Genomic DNA, 12261 nt, shown 5'->3' with positions numbered 1-12261 from the left:
CTTTTCCACACTCTATTATCGTGCTGGCTTCTTATATTCATATGTCGAAACCATTCTCTTTTCCTTATGCATGTGATAATACAGATTAATCACTAACAAGCTATCTTTCATTACTGGTATTCCTAAAAAAACGTTTAATTCATAGTTAAAAAGTGATTTCTATGAGTAAACCTAGGTATGTATTATATGGTTAAGTGAGATTTTTTAATAATTTTCCAGCCTTGCCTTTCCATGCATTTGCTAAGTCTGTACATTTTAAAATTTCCTCTATAGCTTCTTTATTCTTCTTATCATGAAATAAAACTTGGTTAGCAGACCAGATGGACACGTTATTTTGTGCACGCTCGATCAATTTGATCTCTGAGTTACAGTTCACAGCACCTTCTTTAATGACCTTAAAGAAATAACCAGTATACCCTGTTTCTACGAATCTAGATAGTAGAGAATCAATTTCGTTGAACTTCGAAATCGTATTACAAGGAATTCTGCCCTGTGAAACTTGAACAATTGCATCTCCAAGAGCAAATATATCTCCTATAAAAATATCTTTCTCAAGCATATTCCTCACTGTTATATTTTCACCAAATGCTGGTGGTTCAATAGATTTATTAAACTCTTTTTCAAACTGTAAGTAATGCTCGTATGGATAAACACAAACCGCCCTATCTGGACCACCATGATACTTTTGATTAGCTACTCCATCACCTACAAACCCCTCTGTTGTTAAAAACGCTTCCTCAATGATTTGTTTCCCTATGCCTGAATCTTCGGTTTTTCCATTCCAAACATAACTTTTGGGTTGCCCAATACTTATAGAAACTATGTTTCTTTCCATGTTAATCACCTCAATTTTCCATTAACGTTTTTATTCTAGCTGTTATTTTGAATATGTTCAACATTTTCCTTTTATGCTCAATTGCTTCATATAATAATCTTAGGAAATTGAACATCGGCAAATGAAGTGACAACCCTATCCAAAGCTCATCTGCAGAGGTGTGAACTTACGCAACAAACGTCTGTCATTATTTAATAAGAAGGAATGATGACAGTGAACACATTAAATGTTAAGAACGGTAATACAAAATTTATAAAATCTGATTCGTAACTTTATTACTTTTTCGCTGTTTACATCATGCGATACGACCAAACGTTAATTCGATTTCCATCAGGGTCAAAAAAGTGGAATCCTCCCCACCCTTCCAATGGATTCCCAGCAATTTCTGATAATTCCATATGCTGATCTTTGAGTCTATTATATGTTTCATAAAATTTATCTGGTCTAATATCAAAATATGTACGTACTGCTGGATTCCCTCTAACTGGTTCATTAATTTTTTCTAGAAAAATATTATCCATCAATGTTTGTTGATGAACATTGAAGTCATAGGCATCTTCCGTTTGAAGATGAGCATATCCTTTCTCTGTGTGTTCAATGACCTTCAAAAAACCTAGATGAGTTGTATACCAATCAACAGCTTTGCTTATGTCGGTGACACCGATTCTTGCATTTATCTCACCAAATCCTAATAGTCTAGCATCAGGGTAATGATCCTTCTCTGTAGGATTTTCAAAAACTGTAAATCGAGCATTTTCAAACCCATAAAAATCAAACGTTTTCAAACCATTTACTAATGTGACCTGTTTTGAGTATGTAATGCCATGCTGTTCAAAATAGTTAAGTGTATTTTCGATACTGCCAATCTCAAAACACAACCTAACATTACCTTCTTCCGCAGTTTCATTTATGAAATGGTCTATATCGGAATCAAATGATTTTACCGTAACTACTCCTTGTCTAGGCATTTTCAAAAAAGCTTTTTTCCCCAATGGCGTCTGAACCTGATCTAAACACTCCCATCCCATATGTGTTGTGTACCAAATTACCCCTTCGTCAAATCGCTCCCACGAAACCATGATGAAGCCTCCATCCCAACGAAACATAACCAATCACGCTCCTTAATATGAATATCTACATATATATCCTAAACCTTAAAGTGGGTTTAATGTCAACATTTTTTGGAAATTCTGTTTTTAAAAACGCTTTCATAACATTCTTTGCTATAGTCCAACCTAGAAAATAAAGAAGTCGTTTTCACAACAAGCATCTATTTAAAGTATCCAAAGATGCTACGAACGCTAGATGTACCTCCTTATATCTTACTAAGAAAAAAACCTAAAACAAAAAAAGAAACTCCTTTTATGTAGAAGTTCCCATGTTAAAATTGCAGTTTTTTCGTGAATTTAATGCTATTAGCACTGAGTAAATACAGCTAATTATTCTTATTAATCATCGTTGGTACAAAAATATTATTTTTTTCCTTTGTTTGAGACGACTTATTTTCCCATCTACCGCTTCCATAGGAAGTTTGCCAATACTAATCCCAAAATTACCCGTTAGATGTAACACCTAAACTAACGTAATATTCATTGCCTAAATAGACCAAAATGCGTTAATCCAAAACTTCAATCTTTCCAATGGTTGCTTGCATTGGGCTACTATCTAAAACTTCACCATCTATTCATACTTTAAACTTCTTATCTTTTTCCAAGCTGCTTTTATCAACCGACTTTCCATAGCTTAGAATAATATTTCCGGTGTTTCCTTTTTCAAAAAAAACACCTTGTTTAACTTCCATTTCTATTGATTGATTATTAAGTTTTATTATTTCCCCAATAAAGTCTGATTCGGCTAAATATTCTTCATTATTGTTACAGGCTGAAAGCAATATTAAAAACAGTAAATATCAAGAGTGATATCCTTATTGTCATTATTGGACACCCACCATAAATTCAATATATTTACCTCGTTCCAGTAGAGCCGTGGCCACCTCTATTTTCATTATTTAGAAAGTCTACTTCCTTAAAAGTCACATGCTGCATTTTTTTTATCATTCTAAATTGACAAATCCGATCTCCAAATTCAATCTTAGTATCTCTCAGAGCATACGCTGGGAAAAACCATTGATCATTATCACCTTTATACGACTCATCGATTACCCCCATTGAGTTTGTTTGGATGATACCGAAATTTTTAAATGTACTTGATCTAGGTACAACATGCGCTTCGTACCCATCAGGGAGTTCCATCGCAACACCAAGAGGAATTAAACAGAACTCTTCCTTTTGGATTACTACAGTTTTAGCTGCACGTAAATCAATCCAATCCCCAACTTCAATTTTATTGATTTTTGGTAATTGATTATGAAAATACTTTATTTTTATCGTTAATGACATTTATGTTTTCTCCTCTACCATGGACTAATTTATATAGTAAAAATAAAGTAAAATAAAGTTATGCTAAAAACTATTGTCCATACTCTATTAGTATAAACCGTTTTATTGTACGAACCCTGTCTATGTTCTTTAATGACAGTATTTATCTTTATGCGATATCGCAACAACCAACAAAAAAGATGCATAAATGCACCCTCGCTAAGCTGTTATGTCACGTTTTAACGTTTTAATGGATAAAATTAAATAAGTGATTACAACTGCACCAATGAAGAATATAACTTTAAGATATATTATGGCTGACAAAAAGAAAAATGTATAAAAAACTGAGCTCCAAATAATCAAGACCCCTATTATCTTTGGTTTCATAGGAATCGCTTTATGCTCCCGATAGTTTTTTATATACTCCCCAAGTATTTTATTATTCATCAACTTATCATATAATTTTCTCGATGATTTAGCATAACAAAAGCCTGCTAGTAATAAAAAAGGTGTAGTCGGTATTAAGGGCAATATGATACCTATGACACCACATATTAAAGCAACTGTTCCTATTACGATCAATACGGTTTTTTGAAGTGTTTTCATAACCGAACTCCTTGCTGCTAGATTAAATAATTATATTTGTCAAAAAATAACCAAGTATTATGAATTAAATTGTTTAGAGTTAACATTAGCAACATTATAACACCGTAGATAAGGAAAAGCTAACCGTCGGCGGTATGCATACTTAATTTTTATACAATGTTACCATTAAATATTTATCTAGACTTTTTTCCATTGTTGGTATGTTACTACGGCTATTAGAGTTTTATATTGCTAGTTATTAAAATTTATAAAATCCCCATGGAATATAGTAGCTTTTCTCAATATTTCTTTCTCGTTAAGCGTATATATATCCATTTGAATTAATGTCATTATTTTCGTAAGGTGGAGTTTTTTCACTACATGTAGTTATAATGTAGTTTTCCTCTTGGATTACATATATCTCATCATTTAGCCTCCAGTCAAATAATTTTGCTATTAAACTGACTATTTAAATGTATTCTACTCATATTTCATCAACATAAAAGTGTGAGTTGCACCCTATCTTTTATCAAGCTTCTTTTCATACACTTTGTTGCTATTGATACCACGATAAATAATTTTATTCAATCTTCATTTTACATAAGAGGAGTTATGATCGTGTTTATTTCTTAAAAACATTTTTAAATAAAACACCTTTATAGAACATAAAAACCAATAAGTTTTACTTATGTTAAGTATACATTAATTCGTATTTTAATTATAAATAAATGGGTTATATGATAAAAGATATGAAAGGAGGGATTTATATTTATGATGATTTTACTAATATTAATAGGGATCTGCGCATCATTTATTGGAACATTGGCTGGTAGCGGTGGACTTATCAGTATGCCAGCTCTACTTTTGCTTGGTGTACCTATTCATTCAGCTATCGCTGCAGCCAAATTTTCAAATATATTTAGTTCATTTTCTAGTTTTTATACGCTGTTATGGAAAAAAGAAGTTACTTTCTCTTCAGTAGTGGTTATTGTTCCTTTAGCCTTACTTGGAGGGATTGCAGGGGCACTTTGTGCATCTGTATTATCTGAACAACAAATGACGATGATTGCAATTGTATTACTCAGTTTTGCGTTAGTGGTGAATTTACTAAAGAAACTACCACAAGAAAAAGTAGTGAATAACATCATTCTGAAAAATACACACCCTCTGTTATTCTTCATCGGAGTGTATGACGGTTTATTTGGACCAGGACAGGCTACCATATTATTGTATACCCACTTATACAACGGATTGTCATATATTAAAGCAGTGGCTTTTACACGTTTTCAGACCTTTATGAGCTGTATCGGCGCATTTTTCACCTATTTCTTTGCTGGTTATTTCGATTGGCAAATCTCGATATTGCTAGCAACAGGTTCACTAATTGGTGGACTCATAGCTGTAAGAGTTGCTACAAGGCTCTCAACAAATCACGTAAAGAATCTCCTGAGAATAGTAACTACCATACTAATTATTCAACTAATTCTAAGTATATGACCACCTGAATTTGAGACTATCCTTATATTAATAAACGAAAAACGTGGCTACACGGTATTTCTTGAAAAGGATTAACTACCAATAATAATATAGCTTATATTCCTTTGGGACTAGAGAATGTAGCACGAGCAATTTGCTACGAACGCTATGCGTATATGACCTTATATTTAAGGACAAAAGGCGTCAATCAATACGAAAACAGCCTTGAACAAATACCTAAATCACCATGAGTTAAAACTAAGGGTGGTGTTTCGTTACAAGTAAGAGAACATTGAATTTCATATTGGAGGTGTGCAAATGAATGATTTTCAACAAATTATCCAAAACTAGAACTTTGTCACCTTACTACTTGGATGTTAGTGTTTTGACGAACGATGCCAGCCATATAACTAACGTTAGCAGATTTTCTTCTACGATTCATTTGCGAATAAGACTTCTAGAAATTGTAAAGTAATGCTACCCCTATGAAACTATCAATCATCATTTATTAAGTGCTCAACCTATTCTCACCCATATCTTATAAAAAAAATAAACTTTTGTTTATCCTATTGACAATTTAAATTATCGTAATATGATTAATCATAAGTTTTTGAAAATTCGATAATTTATAAGGTGGCTATAATATGAAATATGGATTTGCTAAACGAGTTCAACATTTACAAGGGTCAGAAGTTCGAGAGCTATTAAAAATCATTGAGAGCGGAGATGTAATTTCTTTTGCTGGTGGTTTACCTGATGAGAGTTTATTTCCTATTAAAGCTGTTGAAGATGCTTTCGAAAAAACATTTTTATCAGGAAAAAAATCTCTTCAATATGGTGTTACCGAAGGCTTTACTCCACTACGTGACTTGATTGTTGAGCTTTTGAAAAAACAAAAAATTGTAACAACTACTAATGAATTATTGTTAACGACTGGTTCACAACAAGCGATTGACCTTTTTTCAAGGATAATGTTTAACCCTGGTGACATCATACTAACTGAAAATCCAACTTACTTAGCAGCTCTTCAAGTTTTTAAATCATGTGAGGCTACTATATTGCCTGTTTCAAGTGATGAGCACGGCATGTTACCTGATGATCTTGAATATAAAATTAGAAAATATAAGCCGAAATGTATTTATGTTGTACCAACATTTTCAAACCCTACAGGTAGAGTATGGTCTATGGAACGTAGACAAAAGTTACTAGAGTATGCGAAAAGGAAAAACGTTATTATATTTGAAGATGATCCTTACGGACAAATAAAGTTCGATGACCAAGAATACTTACCTGTTGCAGCACTGGACCAGAGCGGGACTCAGGTTGTTTATACAAGTACGTTTTCTAAAACCGTAGTACCAGCATTACGCACAGGATGGATTAAAGGTCCTCACCAAATTATAAGGATGATGACACAGGCAAAACAAGCTGCAGATCTTCATTCCAATTCTTTATCTCAACAAGCACTCTATCACCTTTGTACAGACTTTAATCTTGATAATCATATTAAACAAATTCGAGCTGTTTATCATAAAAGAATGAAAATCATGCTGGAATTGTTGGATTCAGCTAATATACCAAACATTTCTTATGATATTCCGAAAGGTGGCATGTTCTTTTGGGTAACTCTCCCTGCAAACATTGATGCTACTAAATTATTGACAGCTTGCATTCAAAAAGGTGTTGCGTATGTACCAGGTAAACCATTTTATGTTAGCTCTCCTGAACTAAATACTCTACGCTTAAACTTTTCTCACTCGACTCCCGACAAGCTTAGAGAAGGAATGGGCACTTTAGTCGACGTGTTTGCAGCTGAAAGCATGCTTCCAAATGTCTAACTTGACATCGTACCTGCAATAGTTCATTTGTTCTTTACCAGTTTGACCTTCAACCCCATGATTGACTAATAATGCTTAAGGATTGTTATGAGAGATAAAGACCTGTGATAATAATTGATTCAGGTTGCATTCCTGAACGTTTTAATTTCACATGCCCCATTAGCGGTAATTTTAAATAAAAATACTTCAGAGGCACTAACATAAAGCTTTATCGCCAATTTTCATCGAACGGAAATAAAGTTCTTAAAATATATCATTACCAAAATTGCAACAGTATACAACCTTCTAACCCTCTAAAAAGTTAATGCTTCTGCAGTCATCACTAGCACATTTGTTAGTGATGACACAGCATTATCACAAAAACCATTATTTCTGAAATAGCTAAAGTAACTAAACATAAATGGGGTTAAGTCCTTGTTGAATAGCTTATGTAAACCGATCTTTCTTATCATTACAGCTGTATAGCATTGTAATAATTAGGCTTTAAATCATTGTAATAGCATAACAGCTAAGTTAATAAAGGCAGCACCTATTATTTCAGTAAGGTAGCCATCCGGAGCATTCCATCTATGAATATGTATATAAACATCTGTCATTGCTTGTCAATATCATTATTAAAGCTTCAACCATTCCTGCCACTACAGTTGGAACTTATTCAAACAGTGCACACACACTTTACTTTCAGTAAAGTGAGCTTTTGACTGTTTTCCATAACCCCAGTCATGATGACATTAGCTTTTTTCTTTGTCCTCCCCCCTCACTTGTCGCCTTCCTTTTATTTACGGTTAAATCTTCAAATTAATATTATATGGTCGTTCTACACACTCAATCCACTTCAATAACAATAACAATATAATTTCCAGGCTTTAGTGAAATTTACACTAAATAAATGATCAGGTTTCGTAGTATAAAGGAACATACCTCTACTTAGATGGTTGAAAACTTATAAGTTCGTTGAGCACATTGCGTATTGAAGCTCTCTGGAATTAGATTTAGTAATAGTTTTTCAATCAAAAAATGTTGTGAGCGCTTATCTCAATTGGAGTGAATTAATAAGGTGACAAAGGGTCACTGATGACAGATTTATATGTGGACGTATACGATAGTAAGTTTGTAAGAAAATTTTTGTATTTTATTACAACTTTTTTGTAATCTTATTCGTCTGTATATATAAAGGCTAAAAAGGAGGGTTTTTCTAATGAAAATACAAATCAAAAAAATTTTAGCAACACTTATCATAGTTCTTGTTTTTATAGAGTTCATTAGCATAGCGTTCTCGGATTACATATTTACACCTTTCCTTATAATAGATGGAAATATTAGTCTTTTATATTTTATTTTTTCCTACGCAATCATTACGTGCATAATTTTACTTGGCTGTATGTTATTCATAAATATTATGATTTCTACTTTTTCACTTAAAAAATAAATCTAGCTACTCTACTAAATTTTCTTAACTATGGAGAAAAGGCCTGAGTATAATGTTTTTCCTGATTATATTCCTATCATTAATGAGAAAATAGCAAATATTGTATTCATATGATCTTAAAATGCCTTTAATCTTTTCACTACATATTTAAGATAAAAAAGATTACCAATGTATTAAGTAAGTAAAAAACCAAACCATCAAAACAAAACGGTTTGGTCTATTGGTAATTAGGTTATCTATTCATTCTTCCGCTTTTTGAAAACCTTAAACAGCTTGTACGAACATCTAACCTCATTTGAATAATATGATTTGCTTGCTAGTCAATTTTTGACTGCTCATCCATTTACCTCTATCGCTTCACGATCTGCCCAATATAAATCTGAAAAAATTTCTGAGAAAGCGTCAACACTTCTTTCAAGTTCTTCAAATGTATTGTCTACACCGCCTATTTCTAACGTGATAGCTTTACTAGATATATCTTGATTATATATTCCATTTCCATCTTTTTTTGATTTTTGATATATTCCTCTACTAATTCCAGGGTACCTTTTATTCAGCTCTGCATTAAGTTTTTCGACAAATTGTTTATTTTGCTCATAATTTATATTTTCCGTTCCTAATACAAAATATAATGTTGCGTATTCAATTCCATTAATCATTTTAGTTGTAACATCTCTACGTGCCGAGTCCCGATGTATATCAATATAGTACTCTACATGACTATTGTTATTTGTGTTGACTTCTAAAATCTCACGAGACAAGTTATATGACATTGTTGTTTTCCATTCTTTCTCATGCAACTTTGCTGTCATATTCGTTTGATCATGATGTGCTCCGATCCCTTCTTTAAGGAGATTAGCTGATAAGCGCTTACCTAGTGCAACGACATTCACTCGATTATCATTACTGATTGCATGATTTGGACTGCTAGCATCTTTTATATATGGTAAAAAAGATTCCCAACTATGCGTCTGATAGATATATACAGTCTTATTTGGTATATGATCAACAAGATTATTTTCAACTAACATTATGTTTTCATCCTGTTTTAGTTTTTCTGTTGCGACTTCTCGTTCTTTTAATAAAACTTCAATTGGTGGTGACGATTCAAATACGTACTCAGTTTCTTCGGTTATACTCGTTTTGTTTAAGGAGGAAGTTATGCCTGGTAATTCTCCGCCAAAAAATGTTGTTGAATCACTTAGAATAATATTTGTGCCAAATTGTAGAATAGATTCAGCTATATTCTTAATAGAAAATAAATCATTCTCACTTTCTTCTAGAGTAAAATGTTGATTTTCTGCCTTCAGAAAGTGAATTAGTAGGTCTTCTGATTCTACATTTCCTAACGCAGTATCAATAAAGCTAGATTCATATTTAACGTTTAAGCTAACGATTAATGTTGATATGAAGAAGATGAAAAATATCAGCATTGGAATACTAGTCATGAGCAATAACCTTTTGTTTCTATACGGCTTCATAAATATAATCCCCCCTATGTTAATCTATATGCATAGAAAGGATACAATATATTAATTTAATAAAATAATATAAAGAATAGTAGATTATACCACTAATTTCCATTAACACTATTAAGTACAGGTGGTCGGACCTATTGGCTTTATCCTCATATGTTATAAAGAAACAGCTTCTAATTCGGAACCTTATATATATCCCGTATAAATAGATTTTGTAATAAAAATTGAAAAAATCTACTGATATCATACCGTAAATCATAAATTTAATTTTTTAGTAGAATGTGATTACTGTGGATATTTTAATGGTATTTATAGAGATACAAAGGATAAACTGTTTCCAATGATCTTTAGGATTTTGAAACAAATGACCTTTGGGTATTACTTTGGTAGTTTTAGCGATAAAAAGACATTGTAAAGTAGTTCAACCAATTTCAACAGTCGTAGAAACAAGCAGAGAAAGTTCGAGGAGCAACAAGAAGGTTATTAGGCATTGGTAACAGTTCCGATAAGAAGCTTTTGTACTGACTGATTTATGACTGTGAAGAAAAATGATTCCTTTCAATTTACGTTGTTAGTGAATCCTTTTCCATTAGCAACACATTGATAATTCACAATAACTAACCAAGCGGTTTTATATCCAAGTACTTACTATGCTACGTTTATCATTCTAAAAATGCATGTTTTCACATGCCAAATATAAGTTTCTTAGGTATTTTAATCATTTTTTTATTTTCTTGTCATTTTCCTACACAAGTTATAACCATTAGCATAAAATATTCTATCTTACTATATAGTATGATTTACCCTTTTAGGAGAACAATTGGCTTTTTGTAAAGATCATCGTTGGAATTTACTATTTTGACATCCAGTAATAAAAAGCTACTGTTATGATAATAAGCTTAACAACAAAATATGGATTATATAATCAACCCCAAATACAGGAAAGCATCCTGTAACCGAGAAACAGCTGAATTGCTATTACACTAATAATCTTCCTTCTTATAAAGTTTAACAGAGTGGTCGGAGCCACTCTGTTTTTTATTTTGACTCTATTCATAAACTTCGTTGCGATCGTTTCAAAACTAGAATATAAAACTGTCGTTTACTCAGCATTCACCATTTTTTAGAAGAAAAGATACCACTACATCCAGTTGTTTTCGTGTTTATTAATTAGTACAAAAAACACTAACCTATGCAAATATAGTCTTTATTTAATTTAGCTACTACTTTCCCACATTAACGCATTGTGGGTCAGATCCCCGGCACTAAAACAATTTTTCCAGTTGTTTTTCTTGCTTGTAATAGTGTATGAACGTTTGCTGCTTCTGCTAATGGGTATACGCCTCCAACTGTTAATTTTAATTGGCCTGTCTGTACATATTGAAGTAATTCTAATAAGCTAGATTGGAGGAGCTGTGGTTTACGCATAATTTGTGGTAAAAAGAAACCAATAACCGATTGGTTACGTCTCATTAACTCTGCTGGTTGCATTGTGCTCATTTCTCCACTAGCTACACCATATATGACAAGTCTACCGAATGGTGCTAAACAACGGACTGTTTTATTAAATATATCTCCACCAGCCATTTCAAGTGCTACATCTACACCTTTACCTTCTGTCGCTTTCTTTACTTCTTTATCCCAGCCGTCTACAGTGTAGTTTACAGTTACGTCAGCTCCCATCTCTTGGGCGAGTGCTAACTTCTCATCAGTACTAGCTGTTGCTATTACTTTACCTGCACCAAATAACTTAGCGAGCTGAACGGCAAGTAAACCGACTCCACCAGCAGCCGCATGAACAAGGACTGTTTCACCTTCTTCAAGGCGCCCCATTGTTTTTAAAATATGATAGGCACTTAATCCTTGTATCGGCAAAATAACAGCATGGTTATAATCAACCCCATCAGGTATCGGTATGACTGATCTTTCATCGACCATCGCAAACTCTGCATATCCACCTGATTCCATGATAGTCACAACTTTCGAACCTATACTAACAGAAGTAACATCTTCTCCAACTGCAACTACAATACCAGCAACCTCGCCTCCTAAAACATACGGTAATGTTGTCTCAACTACATACTGTCCTTCTCTTCTCGCTGTATCAGCATAATTTACTCCGATGGCTTTTACTTCAATTAATACTTCATTGCCTTTAGGCATTGGTTTATTCAAATCAACATATTGTAAAACTTCTGGTCCACCAAATTTATCTATCTGTACTGCTTTCATAGTCATATTC

Annotated in this window: 8 protein-coding genes; 2 read left to right on the top strand and 6 right to left on the bottom strand. The window is 32.9% G+C overall.

Annotation, left to right across the window (positions count from 1 at the left end; translation table 11 throughout):
* Nucleotides 1-190: 190 nt before the first annotated feature.
* From JM172_RS11000 to JM172_RS10985, 4 genes are all read right to left on the bottom strand, one after another.
* Nucleotides 191-835 carry an MOSC domain-containing protein gene (locus JM172_RS11000; RefSeq protein ID WP_214482346.1) on the bottom strand — a complete coding sequence of 215 codons (645 nt, stop codon included), beginning with the start codon at nucleotides 833-835 and terminating at the stop codon, nucleotides 191-193.
* Nucleotides 836-1125: 290 nt separating this feature from the next.
* The gene (locus JM172_RS10995; RefSeq protein ID WP_250886619.1) at nucleotides 1126-1914 is read right to left on the bottom strand and encodes a VOC family protein; all 789 of its coding nucleotides are present in this window, start codon (nucleotides 1912-1914) and stop codon (nucleotides 1126-1128) included.
* Between the two features lie 885 nt (nucleotides 1915-2799).
* Complete coding sequence (locus tag JM172_RS10990) at nucleotides 2800-3234, bottom strand: dUTP diphosphatase (protein WP_214482344.1); 435 nt, start codon at nucleotides 3232-3234, stop codon at nucleotides 2800-2802.
* Between the two features lie 198 nt (nucleotides 3235-3432).
* Nucleotides 3433-3819, bottom strand: coding sequence for a YbaN family protein (locus JM172_RS10985; RefSeq protein WP_214482343.1), 387 nt, complete (start codon nucleotides 3817-3819; stop codon nucleotides 3433-3435).
* Between the two features lie 750 nt (nucleotides 3820-4569).
* Here JM172_RS10985 and JM172_RS10980 point away from each other — a divergent pair.
* The gene (locus JM172_RS10980) at nucleotides 4570-5295 is read left to right on the top strand and encodes a sulfite exporter TauE/SafE family protein (RefSeq protein ID WP_214482342.1); all 726 of its coding nucleotides are present in this window, start codon (nucleotides 4570-4572) and stop codon (nucleotides 5293-5295) included.
* A 623-nt stretch (nucleotides 5296-5918) separates the two neighbouring features.
* On the top strand, nucleotides 5919-7112 hold the full coding sequence (locus tag JM172_RS10975; RefSeq protein ID WP_214482341.1) for an aminotransferase-like domain-containing protein: 1194 nt from the start codon (nucleotides 5919-5921) through the stop codon (nucleotides 7110-7112).
* Nucleotides 7113-8876: 1764 nt separating this feature from the next.
* Here the strand turns inward: JM172_RS10975 and spoIIP are convergent.
* Entirely contained in the window at nucleotides 8877-10022 is a 1146-nt protein-coding gene (spoIIP, locus tag JM172_RS10970; protein WP_214482340.1) for a stage II sporulation protein P, read from the bottom strand.
* Nucleotides 10023-11270: 1248 nt separating this feature from the next.
* On the bottom strand, nucleotides 11271-12251 hold the full coding sequence (locus JM172_RS10965) for a quinone oxidoreductase family protein (protein WP_214482339.1): 981 nt from the start codon (nucleotides 12249-12251) through the stop codon (nucleotides 11271-11273).
* Nucleotides 12252-12261 lie beyond the last annotated feature (10 nt).

It is taken from the genome of Bacillus sp. SM2101 (assembly GCF_018588585.1).
GTDB lineage: Bacteria > Bacillota > Bacilli > Bacillales > SM2101 > Nanhaiella > Nanhaiella sioensis.
This window is presented reverse-complemented; position numbering and strand designations above follow the sequence as displayed.

Excerpts from the sequence above, each read along its gene's own strand:
- JM172_RS11000 (WP_214482346.1), bottom strand. The coding sequence starts at position 835 with ATGGAAAGAAACATAGTTTCTATAAGTATTGGGCAACCCAAAAGTTAT.
- JM172_RS10995 (WP_250886619.1), bottom strand. The coding sequence starts at position 1,914 with ATGGTTTCGTGGGAGCGATTTGACGAAGGGGTAATTTGGTACACAACA.
- JM172_RS10990 (WP_214482344.1), bottom strand. The coding sequence starts at position 3,234 with ATGTCATTAACGATAAAAATAAAGTATTTTCATAATCAATTACCAAAA.
- JM172_RS10985 (WP_214482343.1), bottom strand. The coding sequence starts at position 3,819 with ATGAAAACACTTCAAAAAACCGTATTGATCGTAATAGGAACAGTTGCT.
- JM172_RS10980 (WP_214482342.1), top strand. The coding sequence starts at position 4,570 with ATGATGATTTTACTAATATTAATAGGGATCTGCGCATCATTTATTGGA.
- JM172_RS10975 (WP_214482341.1), top strand. The coding sequence starts at position 5,919 with ATGAAATATGGATTTGCTAAACGAGTTCAACATTTACAAGGGTCAGAA.
- spoIIP (WP_214482340.1), bottom strand. The coding sequence starts at position 10,022 with ATGAAGCCGTATAGAAACAAAAGGTTATTGCTCATGACTAGTATTCCA.
- JM172_RS10965 (WP_214482339.1), bottom strand. The coding sequence starts at position 12,251 with ATGAAAGCAGTACAGATAGATAAATTTGGTGGACCAGAAGTTTTACAA.